Source organism: Micromonospora sp. NPDC002296, from assembly GCF_040296145.1.
In the GTDB taxonomy this organism is placed as follows: Bacteria; Actinomycetota; Actinomycetes; order Mycobacteriales; family Micromonosporaceae; genus Micromonospora.
In genome coordinates, this window is the sequence record NZ_JBEOWQ010000061.1 from 1 (window position 1) to 23,485 (window position 23,485).

19 protein-coding genes and 1 riboswitch are annotated in these 23,485 nt (G+C 73.8%); of the genes, 11 read left to right on the forward strand and 8 right to left on the reverse strand.

What is annotated here, in order from left to right; genetic code table 11:
- Positions 1-71: 71 nt before the first annotated feature.
- Together ABT023_RS26625 and ABT023_RS26630 are read right to left on the reverse strand one after the other, a co-directional pair.
- Positions 72-479, reverse strand: coding sequence for a hypothetical protein (locus tag ABT023_RS26625; protein ID WP_350889168.1), 408 nt, complete (start codon positions 477-479; stop codon positions 72-74).
- Positions 480-657: 178 nt separating this feature from the next.
- Positions 658-807: a hypothetical protein gene (locus tag ABT023_RS26630; RefSeq protein ID WP_350889170.1), complete on the reverse strand. Its 150-nt coding sequence runs from the start codon at positions 805-807 to the stop codon at positions 658-660.
- Positions 808-1,159: 352 nt separating this feature from the next.
- On the opposite strand from ABT023_RS26630, the gene ABT023_RS26635 reads away from it, so the two are divergent.
- Complete coding sequence (locus ABT023_RS26635; protein ID WP_350889171.1) at positions 1,160-1,528, forward strand: STAS domain-containing protein; 369 nt, start codon at positions 1,160-1,162, stop codon at positions 1,526-1,528.
- A 127-nt stretch (positions 1,529-1,655) separates the two neighbouring features.
- Entirely contained in the window at positions 1,656-2,126 is a 471-nt protein-coding gene (locus tag ABT023_RS26640; RefSeq protein ID WP_350889172.1) for an SRPBCC family protein, read from the forward strand.
- Between the two features lie 70 nt (positions 2,127-2,196).
- Here ABT023_RS26640 and ABT023_RS26645 read toward each other — a convergent pair whose 3' ends face one another.
- From ABT023_RS26645 to ABT023_RS26665, 5 genes are all read right to left on the reverse strand, one after another.
- A complete protein-coding gene (locus ABT023_RS26645) occupies positions 2,197-3,273 on the reverse strand; it encodes a coiled-coil domain-containing protein (RefSeq protein ID WP_350889174.1) in 1,077 nt (358 codons plus the stop codon).
- Between the two features lie 4 nt (positions 3,274-3,277).
- Positions 3,278-3,407: riboswitch (cyclic di-AMP (ydaO/yuaA leader) on the reverse strand.
- Positions 3,408-3,560: 153 nt separating this feature from the next.
- Positions 3,561-4,478, reverse strand: coding sequence for a cation diffusion facilitator family transporter (locus ABT023_RS26650; protein ID WP_350889176.1), 918 nt, complete (start codon positions 4,476-4,478; stop codon positions 3,561-3,563).
- A 104-nt stretch (positions 4,479-4,582) separates the two neighbouring features.
- Complete coding sequence (locus ABT023_RS26655; protein WP_350889177.1) at positions 4,583-6,700, reverse strand: HelD family protein; 2,118 nt, start codon at positions 6,698-6,700, stop codon at positions 4,583-4,585.
- Between the two features lie 167 nt (positions 6,701-6,867).
- Positions 6,868-7,791, reverse strand: a complete 924-nt coding sequence (locus ABT023_RS26660) for an alpha/beta fold hydrolase (protein ID WP_350889179.1) — start codon at positions 7,789-7,791, stop codon at positions 6,868-6,870.
- A gap of 223 nt (positions 7,792-8,014) precedes the next feature.
- The gene (locus ABT023_RS26665) at positions 8,015-8,344 is read right to left on the reverse strand and encodes a hypothetical protein (protein ID WP_007072358.1); all 330 of its coding nucleotides are present in this window, start codon (positions 8,342-8,344) and stop codon (positions 8,015-8,017) included.
- Positions 8,345-8,736: 392 nt separating this feature from the next.
- On the opposite strand from ABT023_RS26665, the gene ABT023_RS26670 reads away from it, so the two are divergent.
- The 4 genes from ABT023_RS26670 to ABT023_RS26685 all read left to right on the forward strand — a co-directional run bounded on the left by ABT023_RS26670 (position 8,737) and on the right by ABT023_RS26685 (position 14,540).
- On the forward strand, positions 8,737-9,228 hold the full coding sequence (locus ABT023_RS26670; protein WP_350889181.1) for a DUF3145 domain-containing protein: 492 nt from the start codon (positions 8,737-8,739) through the stop codon (positions 9,226-9,228).
- 106 nt (positions 9,229-9,334) lie between these two features.
- Positions 9,335-11,071, forward strand: coding sequence for a glycoside hydrolase family 3 protein (locus ABT023_RS26675; RefSeq protein WP_350889182.1), 1,737 nt, complete (start codon positions 9,335-9,337; stop codon positions 11,069-11,071).
- Positions 11,072-11,175: 104 nt separating this feature from the next.
- Positions 11,176-12,198: a glycosyltransferase family 2 protein gene (locus ABT023_RS26680; protein ID WP_350889184.1), complete on the forward strand. Its 1,023-nt coding sequence runs from the start codon at positions 11,176-11,178 to the stop codon at positions 12,196-12,198.
- Positions 12,195-14,540: a hypothetical protein gene (locus tag ABT023_RS26685; RefSeq protein ID WP_350889185.1), complete on the forward strand. Its 2,346-nt coding sequence runs from the start codon at positions 12,195-12,197 to the stop codon at positions 14,538-14,540. Before ABT023_RS26680 ends, ABT023_RS26685 begins: the two co-directional genes overlap by 4 nt.
- A gap of 157 nt (positions 14,541-14,697) precedes the next feature.
- On the opposite strand, the gene ABT023_RS26690 is transcribed toward ABT023_RS26685, so the two are convergent.
- Positions 14,698-17,382, reverse strand: a complete 2,685-nt coding sequence (locus tag ABT023_RS26690; protein WP_350889187.1) for a sugar-binding protein — start codon at positions 17,380-17,382, stop codon at positions 14,698-14,700.
- A gap of 412 nt (positions 17,383-17,794) precedes the next feature.
- Here ABT023_RS26690 and ABT023_RS26695 point away from each other — a divergent pair, with 412 nt between their 5' ends.
- From ABT023_RS26695 to ABT023_RS26715, 5 genes are all read left to right on the forward strand, one after another.
- Positions 17,795-18,958, forward strand: a complete 1,164-nt coding sequence (locus ABT023_RS26695; RefSeq protein WP_350889189.1) for an ROK family protein — start codon at positions 17,795-17,797, stop codon at positions 18,956-18,958.
- Positions 18,959-18,995: 37 nt separating this feature from the next.
- Positions 18,996-20,057, forward strand: coding sequence for an extracellular solute-binding protein (locus tag ABT023_RS26700; protein ID WP_350889191.1), 1,062 nt, complete (start codon positions 18,996-18,998; stop codon positions 20,055-20,057).
- 179 nt (positions 20,058-20,236) lie between these two features.
- Positions 20,237-21,310 carry an ABC transporter ATP-binding protein gene (locus ABT023_RS26705; protein WP_350889192.1) on the forward strand — a complete coding sequence of 358 codons (1,074 nt, stop codon included), beginning with the start codon at positions 20,237-20,239 and terminating at the stop codon, positions 21,308-21,310.
- A complete protein-coding gene (locus tag ABT023_RS26710; RefSeq protein ID WP_350889194.1) occupies positions 21,307-23,100 on the forward strand; it encodes an ABC transporter permease in 1,794 nt (597 codons plus the stop codon). Before ABT023_RS26705 ends, ABT023_RS26710 begins: the two co-directional genes overlap by 4 nt.
- The coding region (locus ABT023_RS26715; RefSeq protein ID WP_350889196.1) for a creatininase family protein at positions 23,097-23,485 on the forward strand (389 nt) is incomplete at its 3' end. The genes ABT023_RS26710 and ABT023_RS26715, both read left to right, overlap by 4 nt.

Below are 23,485 nucleotides of genomic sequence, written 5' to 3' on the forward strand. Positions count from 1 at the left end.
CCCGCACTTCCTCATCTCGGAGACCCCGGCGTACGTCGGGCGGGCGGTGGCCGCGCTGGCCGCCGACCGGGTCAGCCGTCGAGGCCGACGGGGGAGTCGGGCCGGTCGACGTCGACGAACTCGATGTCGTCGACGTCCCGGTCGCCCCGGCCGCCGGCCGCCCGCGCGGCCGACCCGGCGGCCCAGCCGACCGCCGCGCCGACCAGCGCGGCGCCGATCAGCAGCGTCCAGGGCAGGGCCGGGCGGCGGCCGGCGAGCGCGTCGAAGGCCAGCAACGCCCGGCGGCGGGCCGTCTCGGCCGCGGAGCCGACCAGGTCACCGGCGTCGTCGGCGAGGCCCGAACCGTTGCGGCGGGCCGAACGGGCGGTGTCCCGGACGTTGTCCCCGGCGGAGCTGACGGCGGAGACCAGGTGCTGCCACGCCTGGTCCGCGATCCGCTCGGGCTTGCTGCGGCGTTCCAGCAGATCGGTTCCGAACATCGTTCTTACCTCCTCGGGGTGCCGAAGCTTGCGGCCACTTCGGCTTTTCGGCCAGGGCAGGGCTCAGGCGCCCCGCCCCCGGCATGGTCCGGCGGTCCGCCCGTCCGCCCACTCGGGCAGTGCCCCGCCGGACCCGGCCGCAAACCCGGCCCGTCCGGGGCGGCCCGTCGGGCGGCGGTCAGCGGACGGACACCACGGCAGCGCCACGGGCGAAGTCGTCGTCGCCGTCGTCGTCATCGTCGTCGTCACCCGAGCCGCCGAAGCCGCAGGCCAGCATGAGAGCGAGCAATGCGCCGACGCCGGCGAGGCCGGCCAGTCTCCGGATCATGAGTGGTCCTTCCGTGGTACGGGTGACGGACGCCACCGAGCGTAGGCGGGGCGGGCAACGGCGGCGGTGACCTCCTCACCCGTCCGGGCTGCGGGTGGAGCGGGGCGCGCCCGGTGCACAATGTGCGCGCGAAGGTCGGGGGGCACCGTTACCCTGGGTCGGCGACATCGGCCCCGGGGCCGATCGTCCGCTGAGCAGGACCTGAAAAGTCCGGATAAGGGCCAGCCTGCTGTGCCCTGATCCATGAATTGCTCATCCCGAGGGGTGGCGACCGAGGCCGTCGGAGGAATACTCTCGGTCGCGGCCCGCGTACTGATGAGGCGCCCGTGAACGGGCGAGTGGAGGTGCTCGCGTGAGCCTGTCGATCGTGAAGTCGGTCCTGTCGGGTGGTGTCATCGAGATCGTCCCGCGTGGCGAAATCGACGTCGACACCGCGTACGAGGTGCGCGAAGCCATCGCAGAGGTGCTCGCCAAGGGGCGTCCCGCCCGCATCGAGCTCAACATGCGCCTCGTCACCTTCATCGACTCCGTCGGTATCAGCGCGATGGTGGCCGGCTTCCAGACCGCCGAGGTCAGCAGCGTGAAGCTGGTCGTCACCGAGCCGAGCCGGTTCGTGCACCGGCAGCTCTGGGTGACCGGGCTGCTCGGCCTGTTCGGCGCTCCGGAGCCCTACTACGCGGGCGCCGGCGCCGCCACCCCCGAGGTGCTGCCGGGCGCCTGACGGCCGCCCACCCCGGTCCGCCGCCAGCCCGGTCCGCCGCCGGGTCGGTTCACTGTGGGTCGGTCAGTACACCGTGGCCGGGCGGTGGTCCTTCCCTCCGGGGGGCCGGGTGGGGGACGATCGGGGCGTGCTTCGGCGAGACGCCTTCCAGTATTCGGTTCAGGCCCGCTGCCTGCGGGCCGAGGCGGTGGCGCTGCTCGGCGACCCGGCCCGGCAGGGCGAGCTGCATCCGCTGATCACGCGGGTGCGCCGGCTGCCGCCCCGGCCGGGCACCCGGGCCAGCTACGCCATCACCGACCGGCTCGCCGCCGGGCCGCTGCGTTTCCCGGTGACGTACCAGGCGGATGTGCTGGTCATCACCGACGACGAGATCGTCACGGTGGCCCGCCAGCGGCCGGCCACCACCGTGCGCAACCGCACCCGGCTGCGCGACGAGCCGGGCGGGGTGGTCCGGATCGACGTGGAGATCACCCTTGCCGCCCCGGCGCCGCTGTTCCGGTACGCCTTCCGGCAGGCCCGGTCGGCGCACCTCGGACTGGCCCGGAGGCTGGGCGAGGTGCTGGACCGCGCCGGGGACGGCCCGGCCCAGCCGGCCTGAGCGGCGCGGCCGGGCCCCCACGGCCGGTGCGTGCGGCCCCTTGGATGGTGGGGGGCCACACGCCGCGCGGTCAGTACACCGACAGGTGCACGTGGTTGGTGTGGTCGCTGGACGGGTCCCCGTTGCCCCCGCTGTACGACTTCCAGCCGCTGCTGGGCAGCCAGATCTGCTTGAACCAGATCACGTACAGCACGGCGAGGTTGTCGGCGTTGCGGATGTAGTACGCCGCCAGGTTGTTGCCGTAGGTGCGGTCCCCGCCGGAGGCCACCCCGCCGAAGCCGCCCTTCTGGGCGGCGAAGTCGCACGCCCGCCCCTTGGGATGCTCGCCGGAGCCGCTGGGCCGGTGGCAGGAGACGTACCGGGTGAAGCCGGCCGACTTGGCCTGCTGGAGCGCGTGCAGCGTCCGTGGGGTGATGCAGCCGCTGGCCGGGGTCGGGTCGTTCACGCTGCACGACTCCGACGGCCAGGACCCGTCGGGGTTGCGCTTCGCCGGGGTGGCGTTCGCGCTGGAGGTGCCCCGGTTGGACCCACCGCCGCTGGCGCTGGCGCTGGCCTTCTCGTTGGCCACGGTCAGGGCCCGCTCGGCCTGATCCTTGCGCTTGGCCATCACGGTGACCTGCTTGCGCTGCTCGCGGATCTCCCCGTCGAGGGCCAGCCGGGTCTTGGCGGCCTGGTCCCGGGTCTCCAGCAGGTCACGCAGCGCCCGGTCCTCGTTGGTGGCGACCGCGTCCAGCGCGGCGACCCGGTCCAGGAAGCCCGCGGGGCTGGTGCTGTTGAGCAGCGCGGACACCGGGCTGAGCCGGCCCGACTTGTACGCCACGCCGGCGATCTCGTCGACCTTGGCGCCGCGTACGGTCAGCTCCGACTCGACCGTCTTGAGCTGGCTGCCGAGCTGCTGCTGCCGCTTGACCGAGCTGGCCAGGGCTCTTTTGGCGTCCAGGTAGCCCTTGCTGGCCGCTTCGAGTTGGGCGCGCAGGGCCGGGGTGCCGCCCTCCTCGTCCTGGCCGGGCGTGGGGGCGCGCAGGCCGGTGGGTGGGGCCGCGCCGGCCAGGGCCACCGGCCCGAATCCGAGGCCGACGGCGAGCGTCAGCACCAGCATCGCCGCCATCCGGGCGGCGGTCCTTCTTACAGGTGCCACTACTGGCATACGTATGTCCTTCCGTCAGTCGCCGACCGGGTTAGCTGACGGGTTCGGGACGGAAGATCCCTACCGCTCAGGCGGATGCACCCCACGAACATGGTTCCCCGGCTCGCCAGGAGGCGATTAGGCGGCGGCCACCGCAGGCGCCGGAGGGCGCCGCCCGGCGGAGGCCGGATGAGAGCCTACCGGTGCGGATGAGACCCGCGCTGCTTCCGTGGCGGAAGGTGCGTGGCTCAATACTTCCAAAACCGGCATGAAGGCACAATACACCACCTAATTGATGGGTGTGGGTATCACCAGTCGGTCGGTCCGCAGGGGCCCGCCGACGCCCCGGGCTCCACCTGCAACGTGGCGTGCTCGATGTGGAAGTCCTCGTGCAGGGCGGTGCGGGCCGCGGTCAGCACCGCGCCCACCTCGGCGTCCGGCGCCATGGTCAGGTGGGCCGAGGCGACCTCCATGCCGGAGGTCAGCGTCCAGACGTGCAGGTCGTGCACCTCGACCACGCCGGGCACCGCCACCAGCCGGTCGTGCACCGCGGTCACCTGGAGATGTTCCGGCGCGGCCTGCACCAGGATGCGAACCGCGGCCTGCCCGAGCCGCCAGGTGCGGGGCAGGATGAACACGCCGATCGCGACGGCCACCAGCGGGTCCGCCCACCACCAGTCGGTGACGGTGATCAGCACCGCGGCGCCGATCACCCCGACAGACCCGAGCAGGTCGCCCAGCACCTCCAGGTACGCCCCGCGCATGTTGATGCTCTCCTTCGCCCCGCTGCGCAGCAGGGCGAACGCGGCCACGTTGGCGAGCAGGCCGAGCGTCGCCACCACGAGCATCGGGCCGGCGGTCACCTCGGGCGGGTCGCCGAACCGGCGGACCGCCTCGACGAGGACGTAGACCGCGACGCCGCTGAGCAGGACGGCGTTGCCGAGCGCGGCGAGCACCTCCAGCCGGTAGAGCCCGAAGGTGCGCTGGGGGTCGGCGGTGGCCCGCCGGGTGGCGGTGATCGCGGCCAGCGCCATGCCGATGCCGAGCACGTCGGTGAACATGTGCCCGGCGTCGGAGAGCAGCGCCAGCGAGCCGGTGCCGAAGGCGGCGACCGCCTCGACGATCATCAGGGCGGTGAGCAGCCCGAAGGCCGCCCAGAGTCGCCCTGAGTGGCGGTCTGCGGCGTTCGCCACTGCGCCGTGGTGGTGGTCATGACCTGCGCCCACGCTCACACCCTCCGCTCCCGATTCGGACCGGCCAAATATATGCTCACATAGCTATGTGTGCAAGTAAACGACCGGCGTCCGCCCGGGGACGGGGCGCCAGCCGGTCAGCCGGTCGGATCGATCGTGGTCAGCCGCTGGGTGGCCCGGGACAGGGCCACGTACAGCGTCCGCACGCCGGAGCCCGGATCGGCCCGGATCTCGGCCGGGGCGACCAGCGCGACCCCGTCGTACTCCATTCCCTTGGCCTGAAGACTGGTCACCACCTGCAGGCGCGGCGCGGCCAGGCCGGCGAGCCAACCGGCGACCTCGTCCCGGCGCGGCACCGGCGTGATCACCCCGACCGTCCCCTCCACGTTGCCGAGCAGCGCGGCGACCGCCGCGACGGTGGCCCGTTCCAGCTCGGCCGGCGGCACGGTCAGCGCGACCGGCTCCACCCCGGTGGACCGCACCGCGCTGGGCAGCCTGAGATCCGGGTAGAGCCGGCGGATCTCCGCCGCCGCCACCGCGAAGATCTCCGCCGAGTTGCGGTAGTTCGTGGTCAGCTCGAACTGGTGCCGGCGTCGCCGGCCCAGCGCCTGGTCCCGGGCCCGGGTCAGCTCCTCCTCCGCGCCCGTCCACGCGGTCTGCGCCGGGTCGCCCACCACCGTCCAGGACGCCAGCCGGCCGCGCCGGCCGACCATCCGCCACTGCATCGGGGAGACGTCCTGCGCCTCGTCGACCACCACGTGCGCGTAGTCGCGGTAGTCCTCCGGGCGCTCCCGGGCCGCCTCCCGGGCCGCCCGCTGCCGGTCGGCCTGCGTGCTCAGCTCCCGCACGCCCCCGGCGAGCTGGAATGGGTCCCGCTTGGCCCGCTTCGGCTGCATCGGCTTGCCCAGCAGCGCGTCCAACTCGTCCAGCAGGGCGATGTCGGCGATCGTGAGCCCCTCGGCGTCCAGCGTCCGGTACGCCTCGACGAGCAGGCCGATCTCCGCCCGGGACAGGATCCCCCCGGCGTACCGGCGCAGCCGGTCCGGGCGGGCCAGCCAGCCCAGCACGTGCCGGGGGTGCAGCCGGGGCCACCACGCCTTGAGGAACTCGCGGAACTCGGGCCGCTCGGCGACCTCGTCCTCGAACGCGCGCTGCTCCGGCAGCCGCCCGACGTTCATCCGCCGGGCCTGGGCCCACAGCGCGGCGAACACCCCGTCGAAGCCGGCCCGGCGCGCCTCGTTGCGGCGGGCCCCCCGGGACAGCGCCCGGTCCCGGATGCCGTCCAGCTCCCGGCGGTCCAGCCTGAGCAGCGCGCCCCGGTAGAGCAGGCGCAGCTCGCCCGGCCCGTCCGGCACCGCGTCCCGCGCCGCCTGCTCCAGCACCCGCCGCATCCGCAGCGATCCCTTCACCGCCGCCACCTCGGGCGGGTCGGTGCGGGTCGCGTCCATCCCCGGGAACAGCGATCCGAGCGAGTGCAGCGTCGCGGTCTCCTCGCCCAGCGACGGCAGCACCGAGGCGATGTACTCCACGAACACCGCCGACGGGCCGACCACCAGGATGCCGCCGCCGGCGTACCGGCTGCGATCGGAGTACAGCAGGTACGCCGCCCGGTGCAGGGCGACCGCCGTCTTGCCCGTCCCCGGGCCGCCGGAAACGATCGTCACCCCGGAGCCGGGGGAGCGGATCGCCTCGTCCTGTTCCCGCTGGATGGTGGCGATGATGTCCCGCATGCCCCGGCCGGTGGCCCGGGACAGGGTGGCCAGCAGCGCCCCGTCGCCCACCACCGCCATGTCCGACGGGGCAGCCGCCGGGTCCAGCAGGTCGTCCTCGATCCGGGTCACCCGCTCGGCCGAGGACCCGATGGTGCGCCGCCGCACCACGCCCAGCGGCTGCGCCGGGGTGGCCTGGTAGAAGGCGGCGGCGGCCGGGGCCCGCCAGTCCACCACCAGGGTCTCCGCGTCCTCGCCGCGTACCCCGAGCCGCCCGACGTGCAGCACCTGCCGGTCGCGCAGGTCCAGCCGGCCGAAGACCAGCCCCTCGTGCTCGGCGTCGAGCCGGTGCCGGCGCTGGGCGGCGTGGAAGACCATCGCGTCCCGCTCGACCAGCGCGCCGAAGTTGCCCACCCGGGCCAGCTGGTAGCCGTCCTTCTCGGCCTGGGCTGCCGAGCGGCGCAGTTCGCTGAGGCGGGCGTACACCCGGTCGAGATGCCGCTGCTCGACGGCGATCTCCTGCTCCAGGGTGGTCCGGTCGGTCACGCGCAGCTCCTCGCAGACGGCGGCGGACGGCCGCGCCGGGGCGCGGGCCGCGCCTCGGGCTAACCGGAGAGGGTACGGCCACCGGCCGACCGGGACGCGGGGCCATGCCGCCGCCGCGATTCAGCCCACGTCCCCGGACCGCCGCTCACCCCTGCGCGCGGCTCCGGTCAGGCCGCGGAAGCAGTGTGCGGCGCGTCCGCCAGGACCCGGTGCAGCACGCCGGCCACGGCGGCGTTCACCTGCCCCGGCCGCTCCATCATCAGCATGTGCCCTGCGCCCGGGCAGACGGTCAGCTCGGTCGCCGGCAGCGCCGCCGCGATCGACTCGGCGCACGGCGGCGGGGTGAGCCGGTCCCGGTCACCGACCAGCGCCGCCGCCGGGAGGTGGGCCAGCGCGGCGAGGGTGTCCAGCCGGTGCTGCGTTCCGATCGAGGCCCGGAAGCCGCCGATCGAGCGCAGCGAGGCGCGGGCCACCGCCGAGGTGACCAGCCAGATGTCGGTGGGCTCGCAGCGGTCACCGAAGAGCATCCAGCGGATGCTGGGCCGCAGGGCCCGCAGCAGCGCCCGGGGTGGGCGCCATGCGCCGCAGCGGGCCAGCACCCCGGCTCCGGCGGTCTCGGCCAGCCGGATCAGCCGGGCGATGCGCGGGGAGAGGCCGTAGGCGGTGTGGGTGTGCCCCTCGGCAGTGGTCGAGACGAACACCAGCCCGGCCGTGCGGGCTGCGAAGTGCCGGGGGTGACGGTGTGCGTACTCCATGATCGTCATGCCGCCCATCGAGTGCCCGACCAGCACCACCGGCCCGGTCGGGGCTACCGCGTCGAGCACGGCGACCAGGTCGTCGCCGAGTTGGGCGAGGGTGGCGGTGCGCAGCGCCATGCAGCTCGACCGGCCGTGTCCCCGGGCGTCGTAGGTCACCACCCTGACCCGGCCGCCGAACCGCTCGCGGACCTCGGCGAGCTGCCGGTGCCAGCTCCGCCCGTCCAGCGTCCAGCCGTGCAGCAGGAGCGCGGTGACCTCGGCGTCCGCCGGCCCGGACACCTCGACGTGCAGCCGCACGTCGTCGGCGAGCCGTACCTCGGTCTGCTTCGGCATCGCCGCCTCCCTTCGGGCCGCCGCGAGAATTTCACCATCGGGTGACCCGGCGGAAACACCGGCTACCCGTCATGACACCACGCCAACCCTCCCAGGGGAAGGAGGTGGGCCGGCCGACGCCTGCGGTGGGTGGAGGTGACGCCTGCCGTGCGCGGCGGCCGAGACGACGAACCGCCCGCCGGGTAGACCCGACGGGCGGTTCGTGGTGTCGCGGTGGGCGGGCTCAGCCGCCGAAGACGCCGGCCTCGGCGAGGCGCTTCTCGGTGGCGTCCCAGCCGTGGTCCGGGTGGGCGGCCGCGAGGTTGTTCAGCTCGGCCCGGATCTTGGCGGCGTGGCCGGCGGCGGCCAGCACCCGGATCTCCTCGACGAAGGCCTCGGAGTCGGTGCGCAGGTGCGCGGTCTTGCCGTTGGTCAGGTTGCGCACGTAGGCGTGCTTGCCGCCGTTGAGCGGGATGACGTATTTGAACTCGCCCAGCACGCTGAGGGCGCCACCCTGGCCTGCCTGGCCGGCCCGGACTGACGCGCGCGCGGTCTTAGAGGTGTTGCTCGCCACGGAGGTACTCCTTGAGACGTACGGGAGGACGGTAACGTCCGGGGGCTGTGACGGGTGAGGCTCGGAATGAGCCTCGGTCCGTCGAAGTTGTGCGCGGCACAAGCCGCCGAGAGAACTTTACACGACCGCGATGCCTGGCTGGTCACCGTGCCTGTCCGAAGGGCACAACCACAGGCTCCGGCCCGGCATTCCGCCGGGTCGGACCCGCTCGCCGGCCGACCCGGGACCGCCGCTCCGGACGCCCGGGCCGGGGCGGATCCGAGCGCCCGTTCCGGCGAATTCCCCGATTCACTGGCGCACCATCCGTCACAGCAGTCATCATGTGTTGCAACAGCCCACTCGGGTGGTCGAGGTCGTAGGGGAAGACGCACCTCGCTCTCCGGGAGGTCACCGTGCCAACGCGTGGCGTCGTATACGTCCACTCGACCCCGCTCGCCGTGTGCTCGCACGTCGAGTGGGCGATCGCGCGCGTCCTTGCCGCGCCGGTCAACCTGCACTGGACGGCTCAGCCCGTCGACCCCGGCGCCCGTCGCGCCGAGTGCGGGTGGACCGGTCGCCCGGGGACGGGCGCCGAGCTGGCTGCTGCCCTCCGGCAGTGGCCCATGATCCGTTTCGAGGTGACCGAGGAACCGAGCGTGGGCGTCGACGGCGAGCGTTTCATGTACGCCCCGGGCCGGGGACTGTTCCGGGCCGCCGTCGGCGCGGCCGGCGACATCCAGCTGGGCGAGGACCGGCTGCGCGCCATCATGGCCGCGGCCCGGGCCCCGGAGGCCCTGGCGCACGCCCTCGACAAGGCGCTCGGCACCGCGTGGGACGCCGAGCTCGAGCCCTACCGGTACGCCGGCGACGGCGCGCCGGTGACCCTGCTCACCCGGGTCGGCTGAACCGCGCCCGCCGCGCGTCCGGTTGGGGGTGGCGCTGCCCCCACGCGCTCGACCGGGGTGATGTTTGACCAGGTCAAGTTGCCCTGATAAGGGGTGAACTGGTGGGATGGTCCGCGTGTCGATTACCCCGCGACGTGCCGGCGTCGCGCTCGCCGCCCTGACCGCTGTGCTCGTCACCGGATGCTCGGGGGAGCCGGACCGGCCCCGTCCCACGCCGTCGGCCAGCACGGCCGCGCCGGAACCGACCGCGTCCGGTGGCCCGCCCGCCGCCGCCGACCCGGCCGCCCGGGCCGCCGCCCTGGTCGGCACCCTCGCCGACGAGGACCTGGTCGGCCAGGTGCTGATGCCGTACGCGTACGGCAGTTCGGCGACGAAGGTCTCGGACGGCTCCGCCGCCGGCAACAGGTCCCTCGCCGGGGTGGCCACCCCGGCGGAGATGGTCGCGAAGTACCGGCTGGGCGGGCTGATCCTGGTCGGCTTCAGCGCCGACGACCCGACCGCCGGCAACCAGGCCACCACCAACGTGGACAACCCGAAGCAGGTTCACGAGCTGACCGCCGGCCTGCGCGAGGCGGCCGGGAAGCTCCCCACCGGCGCCGCGCCCTTCCTGGTCGGCACCGACCAGGAGTACGGCATCGTCACCCGGATCACCGACGGCGTCACCCTGCTGCCCAGCCCGATGGCCGCCGGGGCGGCCGGGGACCCGGCGCTGACCGAGGCGGCCTGGCGGGCCGCCGGCGCCGAGCTGGCCGCGATGGGGATCAACATGGACTTCGCCCCGGTCGCCGACGTGCTCGCCACCCGCAGCACGGTGATCGGCTCCCGGTCCTTCGGCGCAGATCCGAAGCGGGCCTCGGCGCAGGTCGCCGGTGCGGTCAGGGGGTTGCAGAGCGCCGGGGTGGCGGCCAGCGTCAAGCACTTCCCGGGCCACGGCCTCAGCGCCACCGACTCGCACAAGGACGTCCCGGTGATCCCGCAGCGCCGCAAGGTGCTCGACGGCACCGCGTTCCCGCCGTTCACCGCCGGGATCGACGCCGGCGCACTGGCGGTGATGTCCGCCCACCTCGACGTCACCGCCATCGACCCGGGCACCCCGGCCACCTTCTCGCGCAAGGTCCTCACCGACGTGCTGCGCGGTGAGCTCGGGTTCAAGGGCGTCGTGGTCACCGACGGGATGAACATGCCACCGGCCAAGCGCTGGGCGCCGGGGGAGGCGGCGGTGCGGGCGCTGAAGGCCGGCAACGACCTGATCCTGATGCCCCCGAACGTCACCCAGGCGTACGACGGGCTGCTCGCCGCGCTGCGCGACGGCTCGCTGCCCCGGGACCGGCTGGTCGAGGCGGTCACCCGGGTGCTGACCATGAAGTTCACCCTGGCCGACACGCCCGCCCCGGCGATGTCCACGCTGAACAGCCCCGCGCACCGGCAGGCCGCGGACGCGCTGGCGGCCGGCGCGGTGACCGTGCTGCGCGGCTCCTGCACGACCGGGGTGCGCGGCCCGGTCACCGTCACCTCCTCCGGGGGGCGGGAGAAGACCCGGGCCGTGCTGACCGACGCGCTCACCGCCGCCGGGGTGAAGGTGGTCCCGAGCGGCGGCACGAGGGTGCACCTCGTCGGGTACGGCGACGGCTCGGCCGACCTCAGCGCCGACGCCGCGGTGACCGTGGCGATGGACACCCCGTACCTGCTGGCGAAGGCGAAGTCGCCGACGCTGCTGGCCACGTACTCCTCCGGCCGGGCGTCGATGACCGCGCTGGCGAACGTGCTCGCCGGCAAGGCCCGCCCGGCCGGGCGGTCCCCGGTGCCGGTCTCCGGTCTGCCCGCCACGGCCTGCGGCAACTGACCCGACGGGCGCGGCATTCCGGGTCGCGCGCGGGGCCGTCGGGCCGGGCTCCGGCTGATAGCGTTCGGCTGTCCGACGGCGCAGACGAGACGGAGGCCAGCCCCGTGACGCGACCGGAGCCGGCACTGTCCGTGGTGGTCCCGATGTTCAACGAGGAGAGCGTGCTGCCGCTGTTCGCCCGGCGGCTGCGCGCGGTCCTCGACGCGCTCGACGAGCCGTACGAGGTGTTGGCGGTCGACGACGGCAGCACCGACGGCACCGCCGCGGGCCTGGCCGGGCTGCGCGCCCGCTGGCCGCAACTGCGGGTGCTGCGGCTGCGCCGCAACAGCGGCCACCAGGCCGCCCTGGTCGCCGGGGTGCTGCGGGCCCGGGGCCGGTACGTGGTCAGCATCGACGCCGACCTCCAGGACCCGCCGGAGACCATCGCCGAGATGCTGCGTCGGGCGCGCGCCGACGGCCTGGACATCGTCTACGGGGTCCGCGCCGATCGCAGCCGGGACACCCGGTTCAAGCGGTGGACCGCCGCCGGCTACTACCGGCTGATGCGCCGGCTGGTCGGCAAGCAGGTGCCCGCCCAGGCCGGCGACTTCCGGCTGCTCAGCCGGGCGGCCGTGGAGGCGCTGCGCGAGCTGCCCGAGCGCAGCCCGGTGCTGCGGCTGGTGGTCCCGTGGCTCGGCTTCCCCAGCGGCGAGGTCGCCTACGAGCGTGAGGAGCGCGCCGCCGGCCGGACCAAGTACCCGCTGTCCAGGATGGCCGGGCTGGCCGCGGAGAGCATCACCAGCTTCTCCGCCGCGCCGCTGCGGGTGGCCACCTGGCTCGGGCTGGCCGGGGTGGCGGTCTGCGGCTTGCTGGTGGTGGTGGCGGTCGTCGCCTGGCTGGCCGGGGGCACGGTCACCGGCTGGCCCTCGCTGTACGTGGCGATCCTGTTCCTCGGCGCGGTACAGCTGCTCTGCCTCGGCCTGCTCGGCGAGTACGTGGCCCGGATCTACACGGCGGTGCAGGCCCGCCCGGCATACTTCGTGGCCGCCGACACCGACACCGACACCGACACCGAGCCGGCGCCGGAGGCCGGTGCCGCCCCGGCCGGTCCCGGCGGGCCGGCCGCGCTGGCCGACAGCCTCCGGTGACCGCGCTGGCCACCGGGGACCCGTCCGGCCCCGATCCGTCCGGCGGCCCCGATCCGTCCGGCGGCCCCGATCCGTCCGGCGGCCCCGATCCGTCCGGCGCGGCCGGGCCCGTGGCCCCGGCGGCCCGCCCGGCCGTCCTGCGGTACGCCCCGGCCGTCGCCGGCTACGCCGTGGTCGCGGCCGTCCTGATCGGCACCGGCACCCCGGCGGCCGACCTGGCCCGGTGGACCGGGTACCTGCTGCTGGCCGTGCTGCTGCCCGGCACGCTGGTGTTCCGGGCGCTGCGTCGCCGGCCGCACACCCTGGTCGAGGACCTGGCGTTCGGCGCGGCCGTCGGCCTGGTGCTGGAGCTGGCCGGCTGGGCGGTGTTCACCGCCGCCGGGGTGCCCCACCTGCTGTGGCTCTGGCCGCTGGCGGTGCTCGCGCCGTTCGCGGCGGTGCCCCGGCTGCGCCGGCACTGGCGGGTGTCCGGGTACGCCCCGGTGCCGACCGGGTGGGCGTGGGCGCTGGCCGGGGTGGTCGCCGGGTTCACCCTCTACCTGTACGAGTCGTTCCTGCGGGTCAACCCGGTGCTGCCCACCGACGAGGGGCAGGCGCAGTACATCGACCTGGCGTTCCAGCTCTCGCTGGCCGGCGCGGCCACCCACCAGGCGCCGCTGGACGTCCCGCAGGTCGCCGGGGAACCGCTGCATTACCACTGGTTCGGCTTCGCCCACTTCGCGGCGGCCAGCCTGGTCAGCGGCGTGGACCTGCCGACGGTCTTCTTCCGGCTCGGCGTGCCGACGCTCTGCGCGCTGGCCGCCGTGCTGGTCGCGGTGGTCGGCTGGCGGGTCACCGGCCGGTCGTACGCCGGGGTGGCCGCCGCCGCGCTGATGTTCACCGTCGGCGAGTTCGGCTACGAGAACGGGGTCCGCCAGCTCTTCGGCACCCAGGCCACCTTCATCGTCTGGGGCAGCCCGTCGATGACGTACAGCTGGGTGTTGCTGCTGCCGCTGATCGCGGCGCTCGGCGAGGTGGTGGGCCGGGCCCGGGGGTCGACGGTGCCGGTGCTGGGGCGCGGCGCATGGGTGCTCGCGGGGCTGTTCCTGGCCGCCTCGACCGGGGCGAAGGCCAGCTCGGTGCCGGTGGTGCTGGCCGCGCTGGCGTTCGTCGCGGTGGTGTCGCTGGCGTTCCGCCGCAGGCTGCCCAGGGCGGTGCTGGTGGCGGCCGGGCTGGCGCTGGCCGCGCAGCTCTTCGCCACGGCGGTGCTGTTCGCGTTCGAGAGCCACGGGGTGAGCGTGGACCCGTTCTCGGGGCTGCGCCCGTACGTCCTACCGGGGCGGCCGGCGGCGCTGCTGTGGGTGTTGACCTTCGTCGCGTTCCTGCTGAACCTCCAGCTCCGGCTGGCCGGGGTGGTGGCGCTGCTGCGGCTGCGCCGCTGGCGGCTGGAGCCGGTGCAGGTGTTCCTGCTCGGCGGGGCGCTCGCCGGCCCGGCGATCTACCTGCTGGTGGGGCACCCGGGCAGCAGCAACCAGTACTTCACCCGGGCCGGGTTCGCGTTCGGGGTGATCCTGTCCGCGTGGGGCTGGGTGGAGCTGCTGGACCGTGCCGCGCTGGGCGCCCGGGGCCGGGCGCTGCTCGGGGCGGGGGCGGCCGGGTTCGCCGTGCTGCTCACCGCCGTCCAGCTGCGCTACCCGGCCGCCGCGCCGGCCGCCCCGTCGTACGCGTCGGTGCTGCCGCTGCTGACCTGGGCGGGAGCGCTGCTGGCGGTGGCGCTGCTGGTGCAGCTCTGCTGGCCGGCGCTGGTCGGGCGCTGGCCGGGGCTGGCCGGCCGGGGCCCGGCGGTGCTGCTCACCGCCGCCCTGGTCGCGGGCGCGCCGGGGCTGGTGCTGGACGCCGCCGCCGCAAACCGGTTCCCCAACGGTGGGGCGTACCCGGTGGAGCGGATGCCGGCCTCCCGGGTGGCGGCGGCCCGCTGGGTGCACGAGCACAGCGACCGGGACGACGTGGTGGCCACCAACGTGCACTGCCGGGCGGTGGTCAGCGGCTGGTGCGACGCCCGGTCGTTCTGGCTGAGCGGGTACACCGAGCGCGCGGTGCTGGTGGAGGGGTGGGCGTTCGCGCCCCGGATGGTCGGCCTGCCCGGCGGCCCGTACGCGCCGTTCTGGGATCAGGAGCGGCTGTCGGCGAACGACGCCGCGTTCGCCGCCCCCACGGCCGCCGGCCTGGCGGAGCTGCGTGACTCCTACGGCGTCCGCTGGCTCGTCGTCGACCGCGAGGTCGCCCCGGAGTCCCCGAACCTGGCGACCCTCGCCGACCTCCGCTACACCAACACCCGAATGGCCGTCTACCGCCTACGCTGACCCCCCACCCGATCCCTCCAGGCGCGCAGATTCCGGGATCCAGCGGTGACGCAGCGCCGGAAGGAAGGCCACCCGTGCCGTTGCGCGGGGCGCGGGGCGCAAGGCGCGGGGCCTGTCGGCGACGCGGATGCGTCGCCGACAGGCCCCGGTTGGTGCGTCAGCTCAGGGGGAGCTTGCTGGCCAGGGCCGAGCCGTTCGACTCGAACGCGGCCAGCAGGGCGCTGGGCCGGCCCGAGGCGACCGGGACCACGACGGTCACCGGGCGGCCGGCGGTCAGCTCGACCTTCTTGTCACCGAGGGCGGTGGTGCCGTTCCAGGCGTACAGGTACGCCGTGCCGGCCCGGTCGGCCCGCAGGGTGACCAGCACCCCGCCGGCCACCCGGCGCTGGTCGGTCAGCCGCAGCGCCTTCTCGGGCAGCTTGGCCACGGCGGCCGGGGCCACCCCGTCCACCGCCGACTGGGCGATGGTCTGCGGGCTGTGCACGCTGCGGGCGGAGGTGTCCGGGAACACCGGGGCGCTGGGCTGCTGCTGCGCCGGGGTGTAACCGGGCAGGGTGGCCAGGCCGTAGCGGTACGGGTCGGCCCGGACGCCGGTGAAGGTGGACCAGCCCAGCCGGGACTGGGAGCTGAGGTCCTGGGTGTCCGAGTCGTAGACCAGCACGTTGAAGCCCATCCGGGCCGGGTCCACCGCGTCGGGCAGCACCGCGAACGGGATGCTCGTCTCGATGGTGTAGCCCGCGTACGGGCTGGTGACCTTGCTGACCACGGTCATCCCCGGCGCGGTGGTGGCACCCGGTCCCTGCCGGTTGTCGGCGTCGCGCTGCCAGCACGGCGGGTTGCCGTTGGCCGGGTCGTCGGTGATCGGGAAGATGCCGGCCTTGAACACGGTGGAGGTGTCCGCCGAGTTCCCCTTCGGGTCGACGATGATCTCCACGCTGTCGGTGCGGCGCTGCCGCTTGCAGTCCTCCGGGACGACCTTCGTGCCGAGCACGTCGTCGGTGACCTGCACGTACACCTTCAGCGCGTCGGCGGTCCAGGCGATGCGGCCCTTTGCCGAGGCGTCCTGCGGGGTGGTGGCCTGTCCCTCCCAGATGCGGGAGAAGTCCAGCTCCTCACCGGGGTACTCGCCGGGGGAGGCCACGCCGTCGACGGCGTGGTTAGGGCCGGCCTGCGGCACCTCGGTGGTCGGCATGACCTCCAGGGCGCCGGTCTCCACGGCACTGCCGGCGTTGCTGGTGGTGGTGATGGTGATGCCGTAGTCGCCGCCCGTGCCGCCCTCGTTGGCGGTCGGCAGGCTGGCGTCGGCGGTGACGGTGAAGGTGACCGCCCCGGTCGCGCCGGGGGCCAGGTCGGCGTAGCTCTTCGTCGTGGCGTCGGCGGTGAAGCCGGCGGGCAGGCCGAGGGTGACGGTGCCGCTCTGGGCGGCCTCGCCGTGGTTGCGCAGGTCGATCCGGACCGGCCGGCTCTTGCCGGAGCCGACGGTGAGCACCGGCTTGATCAGGGTGTCGAGCTGCGGGTACCCGCCCTCGCCGGCCCACTGCCGGAACACCCCGACCTCCTCCAGCGGCTCCAGGGTGCCGCGCACGTCGGCGACGACCCGGACGGCCCGGTCGGTGCGGCCGACGCCCTGGCGGGTGGTCAGGGTCGCGCCGATGAGCTGCTGCTGGCTGGTGTCGGCGTTGGCCGGCACGGTGACGGTGAACGTCCTGGTCCGCTCCTTGCCGGCCGGTACGGCGCTGTTCAGCGTCCCGGAGCCCTTGGCGGTCCAGCCCTGCGGCAGCCGCAGGTCGATCCGCGGCGCGGCCAGTGCCCGGTCCCGGGGCGCTCGCACGTGCGCGGTGACCTTGACGGTCTCGCCGGGGGCGAGGTCGAACCGGTCGGTGGTGAGGTACAGCTCGGAGCCCTTGGGCAGGCCACCGGCCACGTTCGGCAGCACGGAGCCGCGCAGGATCGCCTCGGGGGAGGTGTCCGCCGGGTCGTACGGGACGCGGCTGTCGATCAGGGTGTAGAAGTCGCAGCGGATCTTGGTCGGGTCGGTGGCGGCGTCGGCGCTGTTGGCCCAGCCCTGGGTGACGTACTCCCGCCGGGCGTCGACCTCGATCGCGGCCCAGGTCTTGCCGGTGCTGCTCTGGGTGCCCTCCCAGACGCCGAAGACCTGGTCGGTCGGCACGGTGGGTACAAAACTGGTGGCGCACTGCGGCCCGGCGGCCGAGGTGCCGGTGCCCCCGGAGCGCAGGAACTTCGCCGCGCGGAACGGCTTCAGCTTCTCCTTGCTGATCTGCTCGGGGAACGCGGCCGGGTCGGCGGCGGCCTGGAACGCCTCGGCGGCGAACCGGGCGGCCTGCTGGTGGTTGCCGTGGTTGCCCGGGGTCGGCGACGGGTTCATCGTCATGATGATCTCGGGCCGGGTCTGCCGGATCACCCGGACGATCTGCGCCAGGGTGTCGTCGTGCCCCCAGATCTGCTCGGACAGCGGGGCGGAGGCGGTGTACCAGAAGTCGACGCGGTCGAGGTTGTAGAGGTTCTTCACGCCGGCCTTGCCGATCGCGGTGCGCTCCTCGCGCTCCCGGATGATGCCGAGCGGCGGGCCCTCCTCGAGGCCGACGGCGTTGCCGCCGCCCTCGCCCCGGGTGATGGTGACGACGCCGGCCTTGGCGCCGTAGCGCTCCTTCCACTGACCGAGGGTGGCGAGGCTGCCCGCCTCGTCGTCGGGGTGGGCGCTGACGAAGAGGACGTCCAGGTCGACGGCGTCGGCGGCGGCGGGGGAGGCGAGAGCGGCGGCGGGCACCCCGGACAAAGCCAGGGCGAGCGCCGTGGGTAGCAGGAACGCCTTGATTCGCATGCAGATCCTTCCGGAACCACGATGTCCGGGCAGCGACCACCGTCGTCGGACGCGGGGCGTCGACGCGGGAGTCGTGATCGGACGGCGAGTGGGGGACAGGACGGTGGGCGCCCAGGGGCGCAGGGTCACCGGGTACAGCAGCGGCACGGTGGTCCGTACACACTGGAAGGCCTTCGCCCGGTGACGCTAAGGACCGGCGCGGCGGCCAGTCAATGCTTTGCAAGGTCTTTCTTTCTTTGCGAAAGAAAGAAAGTGTGCCCGAGCTGCCCCCATCAGTGCCTGCGTGGCCGCATGCGCCCAACCCGACTGCGGTGCCAAAGGGGGACGTTTCCCCTGTTCGAAGAGGGGTTCGCCGAACCCCGAGACGGTTTCGTTACTTGACTCCATAGTTCGTTCGCCGTAGGAAGGAAGTGTGACTGACGTGGTGACGCCACCAACGAGCCCGGTGAGCCGGGAGCGGTCGAAGGAGATCAAGCGGTTGTCCGTGATCTCCACCGCCCGCCAGGTTCGGCTGCTCTCGCGCGCCGAGCTGACCGAGCTCACCGGCTTGAGCCCCGCCACGCTCACCCCGCTCGTGCGCGAGCTGATCGCCGAGGGGTACCTCATCGAGCGGGGGCCTGGGGCGTCCCGCTCCGGCCGCCCCCGGGCGATGCTGGAGTTCAACCCGCGCGCCGAGCTGGTCGCCGCCGTCTCGCTGGAGCCGTCCCGGATCAGCTGCGAGATCGCCGACAGCGACGGCACCGTGGTAGCCCACCGGGCCGTCCGGCTCACCGGCGACATCATCGACACCATCTGCCGCTCGGTCCCCGAGCTGGCCGGCGACGGCCTGCCGGCGCTGCGCGGGGTGGCCATCGCCGCGCCCGGCGTCTCCTCCGGCGGGGCGGTCCGGCTGGCCCCCTCGGTCGGCCTCGTCGAGGGCCGGCCGATAGGGGAGTCGGTGCAGCGGCACCTCGGGGTGCCGGTGGTGGTGGACAACGACGTCAACCTGATGGCGGCCGGCGAGCACGCGGCCGGGGCCGGCAGCGACGTCGCCGACCTGCTGCTGCTGCACGTCGCCGACGGCATCGGCGCCGGCCTGGTGCTCGACGGCCAGGTCCGCCGGGGCGCGGGCGGGGCCGCCGGCGAGGTCGGCTTTCTGCCGCTCGACCCGGCCGACCGGGGCCACGACGGGATCGGCCCGTTCGAGGCCCGCTGGTCGGAGAACGCCATCGCCGAACGGGTGGTCGCGCTGGCCCCCGGGCGCCGGCCGGACGCGCCGGTGGCCGCCCTGGTCGCGCTGGCCCGCGCCGACGAGCGGGCCGCCGCGTACCTGGACGAGGTGCTGACCGCCTGGTCCCGGCTGATCGTCTCCTGCGTCTGCGTCATTGACCCCGGTCGGGTGCTGCTCAGCGGGGCCGCCGCCCAGCTCGACGACCAGGCCGTCGACCGGCTCCAGTCGCTGGTCGACGCCGCCGTGCCGAGCGTCACCGAGGTCCGCCGTGCTGTGCTCGGCGACCGGGCCGTGCTGCACGGCGCGGTCAGCTACGCGCTCTCCGCCGCCGCGGCCGGCCTGCCGATCCTGCTCTCCAGCCCCTGACCCACGAGTTTCCCCTTATTTCCCTCGGAGGTACCCCATGAGACGTCGTCTTCTCCTCGCCGGTGCGCTCGCCACCGTCCTCGCCGCCGGCACCGCCTGCGGCGGCGGCGGTGACGACGACGCGGCCCCCGGCGCGTCCGGCGGCGCGAGCGCCGAGAAGCTCACCATCTACACGGCCCGCGACAAGAAGGTCTCGACCTACGTGGTGGACCAGTTCACCGCGAAGTACCCCGAGTACAAGGGCAAGGTCGAGATCCTCAACCTGGGCGCGCAGGAGATCCTGGAGCGGGTCCGGGCGGAGAAGGCCAACCCGCAGGCCGACGTCTGGTGGGGCGGCACCCAGCAGGGGCTCTCCGCCGGCGCGTCCGAGGACCTGCTGACCGGCTGGCAGCCGGCGTTCGCCAGCAAGATGGACGCCAAGTACAAGGACGCCGAGGGCCGCTGGTTCGGGGAGATCCTGCTGCCCGAGGTCATCATGTACAACAACAAGGCGCTCACCCCGGAGCAGGCCCCGAAGGACTGGGACGACCTGCTGAAGCCGGAGTGGAAGGACAAGATCATCATTCGGGACGTGGCCGCGTCCGGCACCATGCGGTCGATCTACTCCGCGATGATCATGCGGCAGTCCCCGGACGGCAGCAACCCGCAGCCCGGCTACGACTGGCTGAAGAAGCTCGACGCCAACACCGGCTCGTACGCGGCCAACCCGGCCGACCTGTACCTCAAGCTCTCCCGTCAGCAGGGCACGCTCAGCGCCTGGAACCTCCAGGACGTCCTGCTCCAGGCCAACCAGTCGAACATGCCGTTCGGCTACGTGATGCCGGCCTCCGGGGCCCCGGTGCTGGTCGACGGCATCGCCGCGGTCAAGGGCGGCAACACCACCGGCGCGCAGAAGTTCATGGAGTTCCTCTTCGACGACAAGCTCCGCGCCGACCTGGCCAAGGACTACTTCCAGATCCCGGCCGTGGACATCGCCGAGAAGCCGGAGTGGCTGGCCCAGCTCAACCTCAAGCCGCTGGACGTCAACTGGGACGTGATCGGCAAGAACGAGACCGAGTGGATCAACCACTGGAACAGCCAGATCAAGAACAAGGGCTGACCAGCAGACGCCGGGGGCGGGAAGGTTCCCGCCCCCGGCGTCGCCCGTCCACGGGGCGCCCGGACGGTGTGCGGAGGGGAGCCCCTCCCGCCGGAGGCGTCAGGTGCCCGTCCTCCGGTCCACCGCCCACCCGTCACACGACCGACCCCGGTCCGGTACCGCAGAAGGAGAAAGGCATCATGATCGATGTCACGCTGGAGTCGGTGAGCAAGCGCTTCGCGCGCGGCGGCGACACCGCGGCCGTGGACGACGTCGACATCACCATCGCCGCCGGGGAGTTCTTCACCCTGCTCGGCCCGAGCGGCTGCGGCAAGACCACCACCCTGCGCATGGTGGCCGGGTTCTACTTCCCCACCTCGGGCCGGATCCGGTTCGGCACGGAGGACGTGACCCGGCGCCCGCCGAACAAGCGCGACACCGGCATGGTGTTCCAGAACTACGCGCTCTTCCCGCACATGAGCGTCGCGCAGAACGTCGCGTACGGGCTGAAGATCCGCAAGGTCAACCGGGCCGATTCGAGGCGGCGGGTCGAGGAGGCGCTCGGCCAGGTACACCTCGCCGGGTACGGCGACCGGCGCATCGACGAGCTGTCCGGCGGCCAGCAGCAGCGGGTGGCGCTGGCCCGCGCCCTGGTCATCCGGCCGAAGACCCTGCTGCTGGACGAGCCGCTGTCCAACCTCGACGCCAAGCTGCGCGAGGAGACCCGGACGGAGATCCGCCGGATCCAGAAGGAAGCCGGCACCACCGGCATCTACGTCACCCACGACCAGGCCGAGGCGATGGCCATGTCGGACCGGATCGCGGTCATGCAGTCCGGCCGGGTGCAGCAGATCGGCGCCCCGCAGGAGATCTACCACCGCCCGGCCACCAGCTTCGTGGCCCGGTTCATCGGCCGCAGCAACGTGCTCACCCTGCCGGTGCTCGCCGCCACGGCGCAGACCCTCACGGTGGGGCTGCCCGGCGGCGGGGAGATCGTCGTCCCCGCGCCGGCCGACCACGGTCTGAGCCAGGGGGAGACCGCCCTGGTGTCCGTGCGCCCCGAGCACATCGGTCTCACCTCGACCACCGACCCGGGGGCGCTGCCCGGCCGGATCGTCGACCTGGAGTTCACCGGCATGGCCACCAACCTGGTCGTCGACACCGCCGGTGAGCAGGTGCAGGTGGCCGCCGTCGAGGTGCCCGCCGGGATCGCCGTCGGCGACCAGGTCGGGCTGCTGCTCAACCGCGAGCGGATGTGGGTGGTGCGCCCGTGAGCACCATCCCCGCGACCCCCACCCCCGCCACCGTCGCGCCGGTGACGAAGGACCCGACGCCGCCGCCGGGCCCGCGCCGCGGGCTCGCCGCCCGGTTCGCCGGTGGCACCGGCTCCCGCTGGTTCCCGTACGTGCTGGTCTTCCCGCTCGCGCTGGTCCTGTTCGGGTACGTGGTGCAGCCGATGTTCGCCACCTTCGCCGAGAGCGTCGGCGTGGACGGGGCGGAGAACTACGGCAGCTTCCTCACCAGCGCCGGGGTGGCCCGGTCCTCCCTGGTCACCTCACTGATCATCTCCGCGGCCAGCGTGCTGCTCTGCGGGATCGTCGGCGTGGCGATGGCGTTCCTGCTCAAGCGCTTCTCGTTCCCCGGGCGCAAGCTGATCGAGGCGATCATCCTGGTGCCGGCGGCCCTGCCGCCGCTGATCGGGGCGATCTCCTTCCAGCTCCTCTACAGCGAGACCGGCATCCTGCCGCGCGGCCTCCAGCAGATCTTCGGCGCGGAGAACCCGGTGCTGCCGTTCAGCGGCATCGCCGGGGTGCTGGTGGTGCACACGTTCACCATGTACCCGTACTTCTACCTGTCCGCCTCGGCGGCGCTCGGCGGGATGGACCCGTCGGTGGAGGAGGCGGCGTACAACCTGGGGGCCGGCCGGGTCCGGGTCTGGCGCACGGTGCTGCTGCCGATGCTCACCCCGGCGCTGGTCTCCGCGTCGCTGCTGGTGTTCATGACCTCGCTGGCGTCGTACACCGCCCCGCTGCTGTTCGGGGTGGACCAGACGATGACCATGCAGATCTACATCAACCGCACCAACGGCGACCTGCCGATGGCCTCCACGTACGCCTCCGTGCTCGGCGTCGTCTCGGTGCTGTTCCTGCTCGGCATGCGCTGGTACGAGGGGCGGCGCAGCTACCGTTCCCAGTCCAAGGGCGTCGCCGCGCACCGGCGTGAGATCACCAACCCGTTGGGCAAGTGGCTCGCCCTGGCCGCGTCGCTGCTGGCCACGGCCGTGCTGCTGGCCCCGGTGGCGACCATCGCCCTGGTGGCGTTCTCCGCGGACGGCTCGTGGACCACCGAGGTGATCCCGGCGCAGTACACCATGCAGAACTTCGTCACGATCTTCTCCGAGCCCCGGGCGTTCCAGCCGATCCTGAACTCGCTCCAGATGAGCCTGATCGCGACCGTCGCCTGCGTCGTGGTCGGCGTGCTCATCGCGTACGCGGTGCGCCGGCTGAACTTCCGTGGCCGGGGGCTGCTGGACGTGGCGGTCATGCTGGCCTGGGCGCTGCCCGGCACGGTGGTGGCGATCAACCTGATCTCGGCGTTCAGCACCGGCAACGCGTTCAGCTTCGGCCAGGTGCTGATCGGCACCTTCTGGATCATGCCGCTGGCGTACTTCGTGCGGTTCCTGCCGCTGGTGTTCCGGTCCAGCTCGGCCGCCCTGGCGCAGCTCGACCCGTCGCTGGAGGAGGCCGCCCGCAACCTCGGCGCGTCCTGGTGGCGGGCGTTCGGCACGGTCACCCTGCGGCTGATGCTGCCGGGCGTGCTGGCCGGCGCGCTGCTCGCCTTCGTGCACGGCGTCGGCGAGTTCGTCGCCTCGGTGCTCATCTACACCTCGGAGACCGCGCCGATCTCGGTGGAGATCAACAACCGGATGTACTCGTTCGAGGTCGGCACCGCCGCCGCGTACGGCATGCTCCAGGTGGTTCTGATCTTCGTGGTGATGGTGGTCTCCGGTCGGCTGGAGGGCGGCCGGCGGTCCAGCCGGGAGGCGGCGAAGTGGACGGCGTGACGGACGTGTCCCCCGGCGGCGACCACGTGGCCGCCTGGCTCGCCCACGGCGGGCTGGTCCTGGTCGCCCGGGTCCCCGGCGGGGAACTGGCGGCGGTCGCCGGGGCGGCGGACTTCGCGGTGCTGCCCGTCGGCGCGGTCGAGTGGCACGGCCCGCACCTGCCGCTGGGCACCGACCTGATCCTCGCCGAGGGCTTCGCGGCCGAGAGCGCGACCAGCTCCGCCGCGGGCCCGGGCGGCACCCAGGCGACCCCGTCCGGCGGCGACCACCCCGTCGCGCCGGCCGGAGTCGACGCCGGCCCGGGCCGGGGCGGGGGCCCCCGCCCGGCCGGCACCCCCGCCCGGGGGCCGGCCGCCGGGGGGTGGGCAGTAGAACCGGATGAACA

Coding starts and splice junctions, on each gene's coding strand:
- ABT023_RS26625 (WP_350889168.1), bottom strand. CDS start 479: ATGTTCGGAACCGATCTGCTGGAACGCCGCAGCAAGCCCGAGCGGATC.
- ABT023_RS26645 (WP_350889174.1), bottom strand. CDS start 3,273: ATGCCAGTAGTGGCACCTGTAAGAAGGACCGCCGCCCGGATGGCGGCG.
- ABT023_RS26630 (WP_350889170.1), bottom strand. CDS start 807: ATGATCCGGAGACTGGCCGGCCTCGCCGGCGTCGGCGCATTGCTCGCT.
- ABT023_RS26705 (WP_350889192.1), top strand. CDS start 20,237: ATGATCGATGTCACGCTGGAGTCGGTGAGCAAGCGCTTCGCGCGCGGC.
- ABT023_RS26700 (WP_350889191.1), top strand. CDS start 18,996: ATGAGACGTCGTCTTCTCCTCGCCGGTGCGCTCGCCACCGTCCTCGCC.
- ABT023_RS26660 (WP_350889179.1), bottom strand. CDS start 7,791: ATGCCGAAGCAGACCGAGGTACGGCTCGCCGACGACGTGCGGCTGCAC.
- ABT023_RS26690 (WP_350889187.1), bottom strand. CDS start 17,382: ATGCGAATCAAGGCGTTCCTGCTACCCACGGCGCTCGCCCTGGCTTTG.
- ABT023_RS26675 (WP_350889182.1), top strand. CDS start 9,335: ATGGTCCGCGTGTCGATTACCCCGCGACGTGCCGGCGTCGCGCTCGCC.